This window comes from Streptomyces capillispiralis, assembly GCF_007829875.1.
Lineage (GTDB): Bacteria > Actinomycetota > Actinomycetes > Streptomycetales > Streptomycetaceae > Streptomyces > Streptomyces capillispiralis.
Window position 1 is genome coordinate 5,324,151 of sequence record NZ_VIWV01000001.1, and the last position, 15,877, is coordinate 5,340,027.

At 73.1% G+C, this 15,877-nt stretch carries 14 protein-coding genes; 10 read left to right on the forward strand and 4 right to left on the reverse strand.

The window, feature by feature from the left end; genetic code table 11:
* Positions 1 to 7 precede the first annotated feature (7 nt).
* Positions 8 to 556 carry a GNAT family N-acetyltransferase gene (locus tag FHX78_RS23130; protein WP_145869330.1) on the reverse strand — a complete coding sequence of 183 codons (549 nt, stop codon included), beginning with the start codon at positions 554 to 556 and terminating at the stop codon, positions 8 to 10.
* A 319-nt stretch (positions 557 to 875) separates the two neighbouring features.
* Between FHX78_RS23130 and FHX78_RS23135 the strand changes: the two genes are divergently transcribed.
* The 9 genes from FHX78_RS23135 to FHX78_RS23175 all read left to right on the forward strand — a co-directional run bounded on the left by FHX78_RS23135 (position 876) and on the right by FHX78_RS23175 (position 11,892).
* Positions 876 to 1,646, forward strand: a complete 771-nt coding sequence (locus FHX78_RS23135) for an SCO2525 family SAM-dependent methyltransferase (protein WP_145869331.1) — start codon at positions 876 to 878, stop codon at positions 1,644 to 1,646.
* Between the two features lie 54 nt (positions 1,647 to 1,700).
* Positions 1,701 to 3,545, forward strand: coding sequence for an SCO2524 family protein (locus FHX78_RS23140; protein WP_145869332.1), 1,845 nt, complete (start codon positions 1,701 to 1,703; stop codon positions 3,543 to 3,545).
* A 3-nt stretch (positions 3,546 to 3,548) separates the two neighbouring features.
* Positions 3,549 to 4,466: an SCO2523 family variant P-loop protein gene (locus tag FHX78_RS23145; RefSeq protein ID WP_145869333.1), complete on the forward strand. Its 918-nt coding sequence runs from the start codon at positions 3,549 to 3,551 to the stop codon at positions 4,464 to 4,466.
* Positions 4,463 to 5,428, forward strand: a complete 966-nt coding sequence (locus tag FHX78_RS23150; protein WP_145869334.1) for an SCO2522 family protein — start codon at positions 4,463 to 4,465, stop codon at positions 5,426 to 5,428. The genes FHX78_RS23145 and FHX78_RS23150 overlap by 4 nt, the downstream gene beginning before the upstream one ends.
* Position 5,429: 1 nt before the next feature.
* Entirely contained in the window at positions 5,430 to 6,437 is a 1,008-nt protein-coding gene (locus tag FHX78_RS23155; protein ID WP_145869335.1) for an SCO2521 family protein, read from the forward strand.
* Between the two features lie 105 nt (positions 6,438 to 6,542).
* The gene (locus FHX78_RS23160; protein WP_145869336.1) at positions 6,543 to 7,625 is read left to right on the forward strand and encodes a hypothetical protein; all 1,083 of its coding nucleotides are present in this window, start codon (positions 6,543 to 6,545) and stop codon (positions 7,623 to 7,625) included.
* Positions 7,626 to 7,827: 202 nt separating this feature from the next.
* Entirely contained in the window at positions 7,828 to 9,906 is a 2,079-nt protein-coding gene (locus tag FHX78_RS23165) for an MMPL family transporter (RefSeq protein WP_145869337.1), read from the forward strand.
* 61 nt (positions 9,907 to 9,967) lie between these two features.
* Complete coding sequence (locus FHX78_RS23170) at positions 9,968 to 11,233, forward strand: sensor histidine kinase (protein ID WP_229924045.1); 1,266 nt, start codon at positions 9,968 to 9,970, stop codon at positions 11,231 to 11,233.
* The gene (locus FHX78_RS23175) at positions 11,230 to 11,892 is read left to right on the forward strand and encodes a response regulator transcription factor (protein WP_145869338.1); all 663 of its coding nucleotides are present in this window, start codon (positions 11,230 to 11,232) and stop codon (positions 11,890 to 11,892) included. The genes FHX78_RS23170 and FHX78_RS23175 overlap by 4 nt, the downstream gene beginning before the upstream one ends.
* A gap of 26 nt (positions 11,893 to 11,918) precedes the next feature.
* Here the strand turns inward: FHX78_RS23175 and FHX78_RS23180 are convergent, their stop codons facing one another.
* The 3 genes from FHX78_RS23180 to FHX78_RS23190 all read right to left on the reverse strand — a co-directional run bounded on the left by FHX78_RS23180 (position 11,919) and on the right by FHX78_RS23190 (position 14,542).
* Positions 11,919 to 12,215 (reverse strand): hypothetical protein, encoded by a 297-nt coding sequence (locus FHX78_RS23180; protein WP_229924046.1) that lies wholly within the window; start codon positions 12,213 to 12,215, stop codon positions 11,919 to 11,921.
* 171 nt (positions 12,216 to 12,386) lie between these two features.
* Complete coding sequence (locus FHX78_RS23185) at positions 12,387 to 13,862, reverse strand: alpha/beta hydrolase (protein WP_145869339.1); 1,476 nt, start codon at positions 13,860 to 13,862, stop codon at positions 12,387 to 12,389.
* A gap of 92 nt (positions 13,863 to 13,954) precedes the next feature.
* Complete coding sequence (locus FHX78_RS23190; protein ID WP_145869340.1) at positions 13,955 to 14,542, reverse strand: TetR/AcrR family transcriptional regulator; 588 nt, start codon at positions 14,540 to 14,542, stop codon at positions 13,955 to 13,957.
* Positions 14,543 to 14,638: 96 nt separating this feature from the next.
* Here FHX78_RS23190 and FHX78_RS23195 point away from each other — a divergent pair, with 96 nt between their 5' ends.
* The gene (locus FHX78_RS23195) at positions 14,639 to 15,682 is read left to right on the forward strand and encodes an NAD(P)-dependent alcohol dehydrogenase (RefSeq protein ID WP_145869341.1); all 1,044 of its coding nucleotides are present in this window, start codon (positions 14,639 to 14,641) and stop codon (positions 15,680 to 15,682) included.
* Positions 15,683 to 15,877: the final 195 nt, after the last annotated feature.

Below are 15,877 nucleotides of genomic sequence, written 5' to 3' on the forward strand. Positions count from 1 at the left end.
CGGCGGCTCAGCGGTTCCCGGGGAGTGCGAGGCGCAGGATCTGGCGGTCCTGGCCGGGGCCGAAGTAGTCCCGGCGCAGGCCGTCGCCGGGCTGTTCGGGCCGGAATCCCAGCGACCGGTACAGCAGGATCGCGGCGCGGTTGGCGGGCTCGACGGTCAGCCGCACGTGTTCGATCCCGTCCCGGCGCAGCCGTGCCAGGATCTCCGTCATCAGCTCGCGGCCCAGTCCGTGACGGCGGCGGTCCGGGGTCACGCACAGCCCGAGGATCCAGCTGTCCCGGTTCAGGGCCGTGGTGGCGGCCAGCACGTAGCCGCGCAGACGGCCCTCGCCCTCGTCGAGGACCAGCAGGTGCCCGGCGTACATGTCGTAGAGCTGGCGCAGCAGGAACGCGGGGTAGGCGACCTCCTGGAAGACCTCCTCGTCGAGCCGGCGCAGCTCGGGCAGGTCGGACTCCCGTGCCGCCCGGAGGACCAGGCGCCCGGCCCCCGGGAAACCGGCCGGTTCCCCGAGGTCCTCGCGGCGGTCCAGGGCGTACTCCAGCGGTTCGGCGGTCATGCCACCCCCCAGTCGGGACATGCGGACGTCAACGCGGCACGCACCGGCCCCATCACCCGGGAGGATTGCGGCTCCCGCTGGCGGCCGGTGAGTTCTTCTGGCTAGAGTGAGCTTCCAACTCACCGCGTGCAAGGGCGAGTTCAGGCGTGCGGAGTTATACCGGCGTGCGCCTGGTGTGCGCCCGTTCATTGAGGACTGGCGTGTTCCTGGCTTTTTCCGCGTGCCCCACCGGCCTACCGTGCGAGCACCGGAGATGCTGCTTCACCTGCCGACGTTCACGAGGACGCGCAGACAGGCACACGGTCTTGTCCGACACTGAATGGAACGCGGCAGGGTGACTATGGACCGCAACGCCGACGCCCCGTGGTCGAAGTTCGATCCGGAGGCCTATGTCGACCTCAATTACCGCACTCCGCTCGAGGTCGACCTGCTGATCGTCCGATTGCTGCGCGACTATTTCAGCGGCTGCTTCGACGGCGGAATTCCGGATTCGGTGCGCGGTGTCGACGTGGGGGCCGGTGCGAATCTCTATCCCGCGCTGTCCATGCTGCCCTGGTGCGAAAAGATCCTCTTGCTGGAATACGCCCGCCCGAACGTCGAATACCTCGAAAGGCAGGCGTCGCCCGAGGGATACGACGAGGTGTGGGACGCGTTCTGGGACGTGCTCCGCGACGCCCCCGCCTACCAGTCGCTCGACCCGCGCAGCCGGTTCGGCGAGATCGTCCGCGCGGAGCGGGCCAACCTGCTCGACCTGGACGGACAGCGCCGCTGGGACATCGGGACGATGTTCTTCGTCGCCGACTCCATGTCCGAGTGCCCCGACGAGTTCCGGCGGGGCGTGCGGTGCTTCATGGACGCGCTGAACGAGTCGGCGCCGTTCGCCGCCGCGTTCATGAAGGAGTCGGTCGGATACAAGGTCGGCGCCCACCGGTATCCGGCCTACCGGGTGAACGAGAACCGGGTCAGGGAGAGCCTGGAGGAGTTCACCGACGAACTGGAGATCCACGATCTGCACCACATGGTGCGGCCGGGACACGAGGGAATGATCCTCGCGCTGGGGCGGCGGAATTCCGCGATTGCCGCCCCGTAGGAACGGGGACCATGTCTGAACACGGGCAACCGGATCTGTACGAGGGGTAGGGGGATGCAGATCAAGCCACGCCAGCATCTGCTGGACATCTGGCGGGCAGCGGCCCGCTATTCGTTCGACGACGGAAAGCTCGTCTGGGGGGACACCGACGGGCTGAGCAGCGTCGCGGACGCCGAGCGGCTGCTCTGTCTGCTGTACCCCGCCACCGAGGTCCCCGCGTTCCGCCTGGACCAGCCGGACACCACCGAGCGGGACGTGCTGCGCGCACTGGAGCGGGTCGGCAGCCGGCTGGAGATCCCGCCCAACCTGATCACCGCGCTGACCCAGTTCATGCGCACGTACACCGGGCCGGACGACAGCCCCACCTTCGCGGGCGGACCGTACTTCAAACCGGCCGACCCCAAGGACGAACTCACCTACGAGCAGGGCAAGCTGGGCGTCGTCGACTCCTACTCCATGTCCGTCACCCTCTGCCTCGCCACGCTCGGGTTCCTCAAGGTCTACGAGACCAGCACCACCCGCCCCGAAGTGCGCAAGGCGCTCGGCGAGCTGAGGGAGGCCACCAGCACCCGGCTGACCGCCGCGATGATCAACCTGCTGCGCTCCTTCACCGTCAACGTCTTCGACGCCGAGTCCGAACAGGGCCGCCGGCTCATCGACGTCATCGGGCAGAACAGACAGTCCGACCGGGCGGTGCTCCAGCAGTTCTCCCGCCGGTTCCGCCCGCTGCGCGCCACGATCATCGAGAGCCTCAGCCGCGGCATCGAGGTCGAGGAGAGCATCCGGGACGAGAGCCAGCTCTTCGAGTGCGGCTGGGCCTGGGGCGTCGTCAAGGACGCGCCGCAGATCACCGACCTGAGCGTGCACGTCCCCGGCCAGCCCGACGGCATCGCCGACCGGCTGCCCTACGTGTACTTCACCGTCGTCGCCCTGGACGGCATCCAGGACCTCTTCTCCGAGCGCACCCTCACCCTGGGCCTGCTCGACGCCGACCAGCAGAAACTCGCCGAGGCGCTGCGGCTGCGCTGGGAACTCAGCCAGCAGTACTGGTCGGCCGTCGCCCGGTTCGGCAGCGAACGCTGGCCCCTGGAGGACCTCCCCTGGCAGACCACCGGCCTGCGGCTGGAGTCGGAGTACTTCTCCCTCACCGTCGCGGCCATCCTCGTGCACGACCTGGTCCGCCGGAAGGCCACCGACGACGACCTCACCCGCACCGTCGCCATCATGGAACGCCTCGCCGACCGCGGCCGGATCACCAGCCGGATGACGCGGAACGACCCCGTGGTCCGGCTGCACGACCCGGGAGTGATGATGCCGCTCGCCGGCTCCGAACGCTCCGGCTCGCTCCTCCAGTGGCGGATGACCGACTTCTCGGCCCAGCTGCTCAAGCGGACCATCCAGCTCGCCGAGCTGTCCCGGAACATCGACGCCCAGGACCGTCTGCTGCGCCTCGCCGAGCAGACCTTCGAGCACCTGTGGAACCGGCGGATCGAAGAGGGCCACGGCACCGGCCTGTGGGACAACGTGCAGGCCGTCTACCCGGACGCGCGCGGCCTCACCCGGCGCCTGTCCTGGAGCGTCACCGAACGCGTCACCGAGTGCCTGGTCGCCGCGCGCAACTTGTACGAGCAAGAGCCCATCCGCAGCCCGGAACTGGCCCAGCTCGCCAGGGAACTGCTCAGCGAGGCCACCCACCTGTTCGGCAAGGAGCAGCTGGAGGCACCCGCCTCCGCCGACGGCAGCCGGGGGCGGGCCATGCGGAGCATCGAGAGCCGCCTCGACCACGCCCGCGGCCTGGTCGACGAACGGCCCGCCACCGCCTTCGCGCTCGCCCTGCCCGTGCTCCAGGAACTCGACACCCTGGCCCAGGCCCGGGGTGCCGCCACACAGGAGGGCTGAGCCGTGCTCGTCTTCGCCGCCTCCGACAAAGGAGGCACGGGCCGCTCGGTCACCAGCGCCAACCTGGCCTACCAGCGGGCCCTGACCGGCGACCACGTGGCCTACGTCGACTTCGACTTCGGCTCGCCCACCGCCGCCGCCGTCTTCGACGTCCCCGGCGCGATGCGCGGCACCGACGAACGGGGCCTGCACTCCTACCTCGAGGGCGCGGTCACCGAGCCGGCCCGGATCGACGTCTGGCGGCAGACCGAGCACCCGCTGCTGCGGTCCCGGCCGAACCAGTCCGGCCGCCTGGTCCTCTTCCCCGGTGACGTCGGCGGCGGCGAGTTCGCCACGGACGACGACGCCCTGGAGCGGTGCGTCGACCTCCTGCTCCAGCTCAACGGCGAGTTCGACCTCATCGTGGTCGACCTGAGCGCGGGCCGCAGCTACGCCGTGGACCTCGTCCTGGCGGCCACGGCCCACCCCCGCATGCGCTACGTCCCCTTCCGCTGGCTCGTCTTCCACCGCTGGACCCGGCAGCACGTGATCGCCGCCTCCGGTCTCGTCCACCGGGAGAACGGCATCGTCAGGGGCGGCGTGGACCGCGGACACGACGAGGACACCCTGCAGGGCGCCATCCGCTTCGTCCGGGCCGCCGTGCCCGACCCGGACTCGCCGGTGTGGCTGCACGGCTCGCCCGCCCAGGCCGCCTGGATGCAGTCCTGCGACGAGGCGCTGCGCCGGCTCGCCGCGGAGCACCGCATCGGGGACAGCGTCGTCCTCGGCATCGTGCCGCTGGAGCCCATCCTGCAGTGGCGCGAACAGCTGATCACCGAAGAGGACGTGCTCTCCACCCAGATCGCCAACAAGGAGACGCTGGAGGCGCTCGAGGAGATCGCCCGGCGCCTGACCGACGACTCCCACTGGGGGCGGACATGACGGAAGCGGTGTTCCGCGAGACCTCCGCCGAACCACGGACCCAGGCGGTCCCGCTGTCCCATCTCTCCCTGGAACTCGGCCACTTCTACCTGGAGGACTTCGAGGCCGGCCCCGCCCACCTGCGGCAGCACTTCGACCGGGTCCGCCCCTGGGTGGAGGCGGCGCGTACGTTCGCCGCCGCCCAGGCGGGCGGCACACGCCCCCGGATCAGCACCTGCTTCCTGATCGACGACTACTTCACCCGGTTCTCCAGCCCCGCCGAACTCGTCCCCCTGCTGCTGGCCGAGGCCGACCGCGCCGGACTGGTCATCGACTACCTGGCCCGCGAGTCCGGCTGCGCCGTCACCGGCAAGGTGCCGGTCGCGGAGGCGGTGGCCGGCCGCATCGTCGAGGAACCCCCGCCCGGCAGCCACGGCGTGCGGCCACCGGCCGCGCAGACCGGCTGGCTGGCCAACGGCGAGCGCAGCCCCACCGCGCGCGCCCCGCAGGCGATGAAGAAGGCCACCGCCTGGCAGCCGCCCACGGAGACCGCGGCCCGCCGCCACTCCGTCTTCCTGGACGTCGAGCTGTGGAGCGACACCCCGGACGGGCAGCGCATCTGGTCCTGCCCCTTCCTGGCCGCCGTGTGGCAGCTCGCCCGCCTCGGGCTGCTGCGCAACCAGGGCGAGGCGGTCCTGACCCCCCAGCCGGCCACCGACGCCGGCTTCCCCGACGACTGGGACGAACTGCCCACGCTGGTGCGGCTCAACCCGCGGGCGGACCCCTTCGCCGCCTACCGGACCTGCTCCGTGCTGCCCAACCGCTTCCTGCCCGTCGAACACGCCGTCCGGGTGATCCTCGACCAGATCGAGGTCGACCCGGAGGCGCTGCACCAGGTCGCCGAACGGTCCGCCCGCGAAGCGGCCGCCGTACCCGACTCGGTGGCCGACCGCGTCTCCTACCTCTTCTACGCGGGGACCTGACATGAGGCCGGAGGCGCCCGCACCGCGTGCCGTGCTCGCCTGCGGCGAGGTCCGGACCTGCCTGCTGCCCACCGGGCAGGCCCTCGACAGCCGGGCCGCCGCCCAGCTGCTGCGGCTGCGCGCCGACGAGCGGGTCCTGGTCTCCGAGCGGCCCAACGTGTACGGGCGTTCCCCCGACACCCTCACCGGGGTCGACTGCCCCCTCCCCAGCTCCAACGGCGCCCGGGTCCGTGCGGTCGGCACGGTCGCCGCGCGGGCCGCGCTCACCGAGGGACGCGTCCTGCAGACCTCCGCGTCCTTCCGGGTCCCCGCCACCGGCCCCGACCACCGCCGGCCCTGGGGCCACTACCTGGTACGGCCCGGGGTCGTCGAGCCGTTCGGGAAACTGCCCCGGGACGCGGTCGCGCAGGGCCTCCTCGACGGCGGCGGGCGCGGTGAACTCGACGTCGGGCTGATCGCCGGCGGACTGCTCACCCGGCTGCTGCGCCACCCCCTGCTCGACCACCGGCCGCCCCTGAGGTCCCGGCCCACCCGGCTGCGCTGGGTGGCCCTGCCCACCCGGCACGGCGAGGGGCCGTCCATCGAGCGGTTCACCGTCGAGGAGGACGAGCTGCGCACCGTACGGCTGCGGGTCCCCGAGGGCACCCGCGGCGCCGAGGTGGCCGGGCTCTGCGAGGACCTCGCCCTGCACGACTGGCTGCTGACGACCGTCGTCCACATCCTGGACGGCATCCGCCTGGGCCCCGGAACACCGCGCGCCCGGCCGCGCCCGGGCCCGTCCGGGGACCGCCCCGCCGTCGTCACCGCGCTGCGGCCGGCCGTCGACCACCTGCTGCACCTGTGGATGCCCCGGGCCCGGGTGTCCGCGGAACTGGCCCCGCTGTGGGCCGCGCTGGAGGAACAGCCCGGTTTCACCCGGCAGTGGCAGGTGCTGGTGCAGCGCATCCGCGACCAGCTGACCCTGCACGCCATCCCCTCGGCGCACCGGGAGGTGGAGCCCACTCCCTAGCCCGTCCCCTCCGAGACGCCCACCAGCCGTGAGCGGACCCGACCCGATCCCCACGCACAGTCCCGCATCCCGAACCGACGTGTATCCCAACGGGGGAGAAGCGAGATGAGCACGGCACAGTCATCCCAGCCCGACGACACACCCGGCCCGCCGGACCCGGCCCTCTGGACCCGCAGACTGCTGGTCGCACTCGTCCTCGGCCTGCTGGCCTGGGGCGTGGCCGCGCTGCTGAGCCCGGAGGACGGACCGCTGCGGCAACTCGGCGCGGCCGCGCTCTGCGCCGCCGCCGCGATGGTCCTCCAGCACCTCCTCGGCCCGGACCGGACGGCGGAGGAACGCGCCCGGCGGGCCGAGGACCTGCTGGCCGAGACCGCCGCCACGGTGCGGGACGGCCTCCGGCGCCACGACGAACTGCAGAACGGCCTGACCCGGCACACCGAGGACATGCGGCAGCTCGTCGAGACCCGGCTCGTCGCGCCGGACCGGGACGCGGAGCTGCGCCCGGCACCGGCCGGTCCCCGCATCGACATCGACACGGCACCCGACCTGGTCACCGGCTTCGCCGACGCCGTGGCGCCCGGCCCGCCGATCCTGTCCGCCTTCGTCCGCCTGGAGATGACGCGGGTGATCGGCTACATGACGGACCTGTCCACGCTGAGCGTGGAGTGCCCCGGTGAGAACCACGACTGGATGCTCACCCTCACCCGGGCGGCACAGGAGTCCATCTGCGCCATCAGCACCTCCGTCGACCGGGAGTTCTGGAACAGCGAGCCCGCCAGCCGCTACCTGCACGCCCAGAAGGAGGCGATCGACGAGCACGGGGTGCCGGTGAAGCGGCTGTTCCTGCTGGAGAGCGCCCGCGAGCTGGGCGACCGGCTGCTGCGGCTGTGCGAGGAGCAGGAGGTCCTGCACATCGAGGTGCGCGTGGCCGTACTGCCGGAACTGCCGCCGCACCTGCTGCGCGGCACCACCAACGACTTCATCGTCTACGACGAGGCGGTCTCCTACGAGATCGACCAGGACCTGCGCGACGTCAACATCAGGACCCGGCTCATCGCACGCCCGGACCACGTCCAGGACCGGATGAAACGCTTCCGGGAGCTCTGGGAGGCCGGCATGAGCCTGCGCGAACTGGAGGTGCGGGTGGACGACGAGGAGGACGGCACCTGGATGGTCGACCGGGGCTGAGCGGGGGCCGGACGGCGGTACGCGCCGGGGGCTGAGCGGGGCGGGACGGGGGTATGCCCGCGTACTCCCCCGGGAGTAGTCCCGGCCCGGCGCCGCCCGTCGCAGTACCCGCCGGTTCGCCCTCACGCCCGACGCCCCGGCCCCTCCCGGCCGGGAGTCTGGAGAACGCATCCAGACACCCGACCGGAGGGGAGCCCGTCCCATGGGGGACGCAAGGACACGCACACGGCGGCGCGCCGTGCCCTGGGCGGTGGTCGGCCTGTGGCTGGCCGCGCTCGTGCTCATCGGACCGTTCGCCGGCAAGTTCGGCGAGATCCAGCAGAACCGGGCCGTCGACTACCTGCCCGACAGCGCCGACTCCACCCAGGTGGCCCGCATCCAGGACGAGCTGCCCGGCGGCGAGTCCACCGACCTGGTGCTGGTCTACCACCGGGACGGCGGTCTGACCGCCGCCGACCGGCAGACCGCCGCCGCGCAGGTCGCCGAGGTCGAGGGCGCCCACGAGCTGTCCGGCCGGCCGCAGGGTGTCCCCTCCGAGGACGGCAGCACCCTCATGTACCCGCTCTCCAGCACCCGGCCGGGCCAGGACGAGGAGGCCAGGGACGCCTTCGTCGACCGGGTGCGCGAGATCGCCGAGGGGACCGGCGGGCTGAGCGTCGAGGTCGGCGGGCCCGGCGCGCTCGGCACCGACATGGGCAAGGTGTTCGAGACGATCGACGGCACCCTGCTGCTGGCCACGCTGGGCGTCGTCACCGTGCTGCTGGTGCTGATCTACCGCAGCCCCTTCCTGTGGCTGGTCCCGCTCGCCGTCGCGGGCGTCGCCGCGGGACTGGCCATGGCCGTCGGCTACGGCCTGCACGAACTCCTCGGCATCACCGTCACCGGGCAGAGCGGCGGCATCATGACCGTGCTCGTCCTGGGCGCCGGCACCGACTACGCGCTGCTGCTCATCTCCCGCTACCGCGAGGAACTGCGGCGCCACGAGCGGCCGTACGACGCCATGCGCGCCGCGCTGCGCGGCTGCGGGCCGGCGATCCTCGCCTCCTCCGGCACCGTCGCCGCCGGACTGCTGTGCCTGCTCGCCGCCGACCTCAACAGCAGCAGCGGCATGGGCCCGGTCGGCACGGTCGGGGTGCTCGCGGCCCTGGCCGCCATGACGACCCTGCTCCCGGCGGTGCTCGTGCTGCTTGGCCGCCGCGTGTTCTGGCCGCTGATCCCCGCCTTCGGCAGCGCGCCCACCGCACGCCGGTCGCTGTTCGCCGCCATGGGCACCTCGGCCGCCCGCCGCCCCGCCGCCGTCCTCGCGGGCGGCGCCGTCCTCCTCGGCACGCTCGCCCTGGGCGCCCTCAACCTCACCGGCGACCTCAGGCAGGAGGACTCCTTCACCGACCGGCCCGAGTCCATCACCGCGATGCGGACCCTGGCCGAGGAGTACCCCGAGCGCAGCACCCGCCCGCTCACCGTGATGGCGCCCACCGACCGGGCGGACGCCGTCCTGGAGCGGGCCCGCACCACCGACGGGGTCGCCGAGGCCGCCGCCGGACGCAGCGGCGGCGGCTGGACCGAGATCTCCGTGTTCGCCACCGCCGCCCCCCAGTCACCGGGGGAGACCCGCACCATCGAGGCCCTGCGCGACGGACTCGACGACGGCCTCGGCGCGTACGTCGGCGGCCCCAGCGCCCAGCAGCTCGACCTCGCCGACAGCGAGGCCCGGGACCGCTCGGTGATCGTGCCGCTGGTGCTCGCCGCCGTGTTCGTGATCCTCGTGGTGCTGCTGCGCAGCCTCGTCGCCCCCCTGCTGCTGCTCGCCGCGGTGGTCGCCGTCTGGGGCGCCGCCCTCGGCATCGGCGGACTGGTCTTCGAGCCGCTGTTCGGTTTCGCCGGGAACGACCCCGGTCTCGGCCTGCTGTCGTTCGTCTTCCTGGTCGCCCTCGGCGTCGACTACGGCATCTTCCTCATGCACCGGATGCGCGAGGAGTCCCTGAACGGCGCCGCACCCGAGGCCGCCGCCCTCACCGCGCTGCGCACCACCGGCGGGGTGATCGCCTCCGCCGGCATCGTGCTCGCCGCGACCTTCGCCGTCCTCACCACCCTGCCGCTGGTGGGCCTGGTCGAACTCGGCTTCGTCATCGCGGTCGGTGTCCTCCTCGACACCTTCCTCGTCCGCACCTACCTGGTCACCACGGCGAGCGTGCTGCTCGGCCGCCGGATGTGGTGGCCCGGCAGGCTGTCCCGGGCGCCGGAGCCCGCCCCGCGCGAACGGCAGCCGGAACCCGTGTAACCACCCGCGTGCCGACGCGAGGGCGCCCCTGACTCACGGAGGGGCGCCCTCCTCCCGGAGGATGGACCCCGTGCAGGCAACCCCCACGACAGCGAGCCCGGCGACGGCACGGGCGGAACGGCCCCGCCGCGGCGAGCGGATCATGGCCGCGATCAACCGCGACCCCCTGACCGCCCCGCACGCCGTCCGCAACGACGCGGTGCTCGCCGTGTTCACCGCCGCCCTCGCCACCGTCCTCGCGCTGCTCGTCGGCCACGGCCGCGATCCCGGCGCGCCGGGCTGGGCGCTGCTGCTCGCCGCCCATCTGCCGCTGCCGTGGCGCCGGCGCCGGCCGCTGCTCGTGCTCCTGCTGGTGCTGGTGCCGGTGGTGCCGTACCACGCCCTCGACAACAACCACGCCGCGCCCGTCGCCGCGACGATGGTCGCCCTCTACACGGTCGCGGCGACCGTCCCGCCACGCCGCACCCTGCTCCTGGGCACCGTCCTCATCGGCGCGACCCTCACCCTGAACGCGCTCACCAACCCCGACGGCTTCGTGGAACTGGTCCGCATCACCGGCTGGGTCGTCGCGGTGCTCGTCTTCGGCGTCGACGTCCGCTACTACCGCCAGTACGTGGCCGCGATCGTGGAGCGCGCGGAACGGGCCGAACGCACCCGCGAGGAGGAGGCCCGCCGCCGCGTCGCCGAGGAACGCCTGCGCATCGCCCGTGACCTGCACGATCTGCTCGCCCACAGCATCACCCTCATCGGGGTGCAGACCTCCGTCGCCGCGCACGTCCTGGCCGCCGACCCCGAGCGGCTCGACCGGGAGACCGTCGCCAAGGCCCTCGACGACATCGCCGAGACCTGCCGGGCGGCGCGCGGTGAGCTGCGTACGACGCTGGAGGTGCTGCGCGACAACGGCACCGCGGACGTGCGCGGCCCGCTGGCCGGTCTCGACGGCGTGCCCGACCTGGTGGAGGCCGCCCGGCTGGCGGGGGCGCGCGTCGAGCACAGCGTCCGGGTCGGTGACGCCGTACCGCCCGCCGTCGGCGCCGCCGCGTACCGCCTGGTGCAGGAGGCGCTGACCAACGCGGTCCGGCACGCCGGGCCCGAACCGGCCGTACGGGTCGACCTGCGCGAGGAGGACGGTGTGCTGCGGCTGTCCGTCGTCGACGACGGCACGGGCCCCACCCCCGGCGGCACCCCCGGGTTCGGCCTGGTCGGCATGCGGGAACGGGCCCGCAGCGTCGGTGGCACACTCGACGCCGGACCACGTGCGGGCGGCGGCTACCGGGTGAGCGCGACGCTGCCGCTGACGCCCGCCACACGGGAAGGAACCCGATGACCATCCGCGTGCTGCTCGCCGACGACCAGACCCTCGTACGGGAGGCGTTCGCGATGCTCGTCGAGTCGGCGCCCGACATGGAGGTCGTCGGGCAGGCGGCCACCGGCCGTCAGGCGGTGGAGCTGGCCCGCACCGAGCGGGCCGACCTCGTCGTCATGGACGTCCGCATGCCCGACCTCGACGGCATCGAGGCGACCCGGCTGATCGCGGCCGACGACGACCTCGCCGGTGTGAAGGTGCTGGTCCTCACCACCTACGACACCGACGAGAACATCGTGGACGCGCTGCGCGCCGGCGCCTCGGGCTTCCTGGTGAAGGACACCAGGCCCGCCGAACTCCTGGACGCCATCCGCACGGTCGCCGCCGGTGAGGCGCTGCTCTCGCCGGGGCCCACGGCACGGCTGATCGAGCGGTTCCTGCGCAGTCCGTCCGCGCCGCCCACCGCCGGCCCCGAGTGCCTGTCGGACCGGGAGCGCGAGGTGCTCGCGCTGGTCGCGCGCGGGCTGAACAACACCGAGATCGCGGAGTCGCTGGGGCTGAGCCCGCTCACCGCGAAGACCCACGTGAGCCGGACCATGGGCAAGCTCGGGGCGCGGGACCGGGCCCAGCTGGTGATCGTGGCGTACGAGTCGGGGCTGGTGGCGCCGGGCAGGCCCTGACCGGGCCGACTGACCGGTTCACCGGTTCACAGGGTGTGGTGCAGCCAGCGCTGGATGGTGGTGTTGATGCTGCCGGACAGGGCGCTCAGGCTGTCGATCGCCTCGCGGTCCTCGGGGCGGGGCGGGATGCCGGCCGCGGTCAGCGCGGCGTGCAGTTCCAGACGGCGGCGGTCGCGCGGGTCGATGGCGCTGTCGAGCCGGTCGGCCGGGTGCGGCGGCGCGAGCAGGTAGTCGTCCTCCCGCCGGCCCTCCGCCGGGGGCCACCGGACGGAGTCGGTGCCGTCCTCGACGGCGTACGGGTCGACGAAGGCGGTGGCGGTCATCTCGGTCTCCTCACCAGGGAACGTCGCTTCCGAAGGACAGGAGCCCACCACCGCCCACCCCGGTTGCGACCGGGACGAAACGTCACGCCAACGGAGTCATCGGCAGTTCATCGTCCGGTCGGACGAACGCGCGCCACCCCGCGGCCCACGGCGAGAGCCGAACGACGTCCCCTAGGGGCAGTACGTGTCGCCGTCGGGGCGTTCGCCGGTGGTGAGGAAGTGGGAGACCGTGCGGTCGCCGCAGGTGTTGCCGTGGGCCAGGTAGGAGTGGTGGCCCGTGCCGTTCACGGTGACCATGACCGCGCGCCGGCCGAGCGCCTCGCGGAGTCTCAGCGCGCCGCTCAGCGGGGTGACGGCGTCCCGTTCGTTCTGGACGAGCAGGAGGGTGGACGGCCCCCGGCCGGTGATCCGCACCGGTGCCTCGCGGGGCTCGTACCGCCAGGCCGCGCACGGCATCGCGTTGCGGGGCATGCCGGCGGTCAGCGGGTACGCGGCGCGGCTCTCGGCGACGTCCTTCCGGTAGCCGGCGGCGGACCGGGGCCAGGCCACGTCGTTGCAGATCGTCCCGGTGGCGACGGCGGCCACGTCCTGCGGGACCGACCCCGGAAGGGCGGGCGGCACGGTTCCGGACCCGGCGGCGGCCATCGCCTTCGCCAGCGTCGGGTAACGGCCGGGCAGGGAGAGGCCGTCCAGCATGATGTGGCGCAGCACGTTGCCGTCGAACTCCTCGGCGCCGGGCCGGCGGACCGGCTCGCGGTCGAGGCGGGCGGCGAGCCGCAGGAACAGCGGACGCACCTCCGCCGCCGTCCGCGCGACCCGGTCCGGATTTCCGGGCTCGGACGCCCACGCCGCGAAGTGCGGGAAGACGTCCTCGACACCCTGCTCGTGCCCGGCCAGCCAGGCCCGGGCCACCCGGCCGGGGTCGGGGTCGTCGTTGCTGTCCAGCACGATCCGGTCCGTGCGGTGCGGGAACAACTGGCTGTAGACGGCGGTGACGTACGTCCCGTACGAGACGGCCCACGCGGAGATCCTCCGCTCGCCGAGCGCGGCCCGGATCCGGTCCAGGTCACGGGCGTTGTTCGGGGTGCTCAGGTGCCGCATCAGCGCACCGCCCTCGCGCGCGCAGGCGTCCGAGACCCGTTCGGCGGTGGCCATGTTCTCGTCGACCGAACCGTCCGGGGCGGGCCAGGGACGCAGCTTGGTCATGGCCAGGTCACCCTGGTCCAGTCCGCAGCCGGCGGAGCCGGACGGGGCGATGCCGCGGGGCGCGAACCCGATCAGGTCGTACTGGTCGCGCACCTCCCGCGGCAGCTTCTGCCCCTTGCCGGAGGGGTCGTTGAGGCTGGAACCGCCCGGCCCGCCGGGGACGAGGAACAGGACGCCGCGCCGGGCCCCGTCGTCCTCGGCCGGTATCCGCGAGAGCGCGAGGGAGATCCGCGCGCCCCCGGGGTCGGCGTAGTCCATGGGCACGCGGACCGTGGCGCACTCCTGACGGGGATCGGCGCCCTTCGTGCCGTCGCAGGGCTCCCAGGACAGCGCCGAACGGTCCGGGCCCGGTACGGCGTCGGCGGTCAGCGGTGGGAGCAGGGCGACGAGGAGGGCGGCGGGTACGGCGGTGAGGGCGAGGTGGCGCGTGATCGGTGGCATGCCCACGAGCCTCACGGAACACCGGCCCCGCCCCCATCCGGGCAACGGCCCCATGTCCCCGGGGGTTTACCCCAGGGCGGCCGCGCCCGGCGTCAGCCGGCCGTCGTGGCGCGGTGCACGCTCTCGCGGAGCAGGGCGCGCCGCCGCTCGTGCGCTTCCTCGGGCTCCTCGGCGGTCGCGGCGTACACGTTGCTGACCGGTGACCAGGCCATGGACATGGCGATGACCAGGGCCATCAGGTCGAACGGGTCCCCCTGACGCACCAGACCCGCGGCCTGGGCGTCGGCGATGGCGCGCAGCTTGCCGTCGTGACGGAGCTCGTGCTCCTCCACCAGGTGGCCGGCCGGGCGGCGCTCCAGGCGCGCCCAGGTGGCCAGGCGGATGAGGTCGGGGCGGCGCAGGTACTCGTCGTAGAGGCGTACGGCCCAGTCCGCGAGGTCGGTCGCGTCGATCGGGACGACGTCCACGATCCGGTCCAGGGAGCCGAGGAAGATGGCGTCGAACAGCCCTTCCTTGCTCCCGAAGTAGGCATAGAGCTGCGCCTTGTTCGTGCGGGCGGCGGCCACGATCCGTTCGACGCGGGCACCGGCGATCCCGTGCTCGGCGAACTCCTGGGTCGCCACGTCGAGGATGCGCCGGTACGTCGCCGCTCCGCGCGAGGTCAGGGGTTGGTCTGCCATGCCCGGCACGCTACCAACCAGAACAGTTGGTTTGCTTTCCGCACCCGGCACCCCTACCGTGAAATAGACAGAACAGTCTGTTTAAGGAGACGCACTGTGCGGACAACCACCGGCTGGCAGGCGGACGGCACCACCACGGAGCTGCGGCGCACGCGCCTGGAGCGGCGCGATCTGCGCCCCGACGACCTGGCGGTCCGGGTCGACTACTGCGGCGTCTGCCACTCGGACCTGCACGCCCTGGGCAGCCACGACCCCGACGCGGGACGCCCCCTGGTCCCGGGGCACGAGTTCACCGGCGTGGTCACCGGGACGGGACCCGCGGTCACCCGCTTCTCCGCCGGGGACGCCGTCGCGGTCGGCAACATCGTCGACTCCTGCGGCGCGTGCCCCATGTGCCGCGCGGGCCAGGAGAACTTCTGCCACGCCTTCCCCACCCTGACCTACGGCGGCACCGACCGGCACGACGGATCGACCACCCTCGGCGGCTACTCCCGCGAGTACGTCGTCCACGAAGCGTTCGCCCACCCGCTGCCGGCCGCCCTGGACCCGGCCGCCGCCGCCCCGCTGCTCTGCGCCGGCGTCACCGTCTGGGAACCCCTGCACACCCTGGGCGTGGGGCCGGGGACCCGGGTCGCCGTGGCGGGCCTGGGCGGCCTCGGCCACCTCGCGGTCAAGTTCGCCGTGGCGCTCGGAGCCGACACCTCCGTCATCAGCCGCTCACCCGGCAAGGCCGACGACGCCCGCCGCCTCGGCGCCCACGGCTTCCTCGTCTCCACGGACCCCGACCGGATGGCCGCCGCCCGGGACCGGTTCGACGTCGTCATCGACACCATCTCCGCCCCGCACGACCTCGGCCCCTATCTGCGCCTGGTCGCCATGGACGGCACGCTCAGCCAGGTCGGCCACCTCGGCCCCGTCACCGTGGACACCATGGACCTGCTCGTGGGCCGCAAGAAGCTCACCTCGGCGGGAAGCGCCGGCCTCCCCGCGACCGCCGCCATGCTGGAGTTCTGCGCCGAGCACGCCGTCACCGCCGACATCGAACTGCTCCCCTCGGCCCGGGTGAACGAGGCCCTCGACCGCCTCCGCCGCAACGACGTCCGCTACCGCTTCGTCCTCGACATGTCCGACCTCACCTAGCCGCCCCCCGGCCCCTCCCGCCCGTCGCGGGCCACTGGACGGCGGGTGTTTGATTCGCGGGCATACCCGAAGCCCGCCGCTTTCCGCCGGGCCGCTCGCTTCTCTCCCGCCCGAGTACGGCACCGTCAAAGAAGCGAGTGGCCCGGCACCGGTTCACAGGTGCCGCGCTTCCCGCCCTCATCACCGCTCCTCAAT

What these genes read in the sequence shown, in the direction of transcription:
- FHX78_RS23135 (WP_145869331.1), top strand. Translation starts at nt 876, where the DNA reads ATGGAACGCGGCAGGGTGACTATGGACCGCAACGCCGACGCCCCGTGG.
- FHX78_RS23160 (WP_145869336.1), top strand. Translation starts at nt 6,543, where the DNA reads ATGAGCACGGCACAGTCATCCCAGCCCGACGACACACCCGGCCCGCCG.
- FHX78_RS23180 (WP_229924046.1), bottom strand. Translation starts at nt 12,215, where the DNA reads ATGACCGCCACCGCCTTCGTCGACCCGTACGCCGTCGAGGACGGCACC.
- FHX78_RS23185 (WP_145869339.1), bottom strand. Translation starts at nt 13,862, where the DNA reads ATGCCACCGATCACGCGCCACCTCGCCCTCACCGCCGTACCCGCCGCC.
- FHX78_RS23170 (WP_229924045.1), top strand. Translation starts at nt 9,968, where the DNA reads ATGGACCCCGTGCAGGCAACCCCCACGACAGCGAGCCCGGCGACGGCA.
- FHX78_RS23155 (WP_145869335.1), top strand. Translation starts at nt 5,430, where the DNA reads ATGAGGCCGGAGGCGCCCGCACCGCGTGCCGTGCTCGCCTGCGGCGAG.
- FHX78_RS23130 (WP_145869330.1), bottom strand. Translation starts at nt 556, where the DNA reads ATGACCGCCGAACCGCTGGAGTACGCCCTGGACCGCCGCGAGGACCTC.
- FHX78_RS23175 (WP_145869338.1), top strand. Translation starts at nt 11,230, where the DNA reads ATGACCATCCGCGTGCTGCTCGCCGACGACCAGACCCTCGTACGGGAG.
- FHX78_RS23150 (WP_145869334.1), top strand. Translation starts at nt 4,463, where the DNA reads ATGACGGAAGCGGTGTTCCGCGAGACCTCCGCCGAACCACGGACCCAG.
- FHX78_RS23165 (WP_145869337.1), top strand. Translation starts at nt 7,828, where the DNA reads ATGGGGGACGCAAGGACACGCACACGGCGGCGCGCCGTGCCCTGGGCG.
- FHX78_RS23190 (WP_145869340.1), bottom strand. Translation starts at nt 14,542, where the DNA reads ATGGCAGACCAACCCCTGACCTCGCGCGGAGCGGCGACGTACCGGCGC.
- FHX78_RS23140 (WP_145869332.1), top strand. Translation starts at nt 1,701, where the DNA reads ATGCAGATCAAGCCACGCCAGCATCTGCTGGACATCTGGCGGGCAGCG.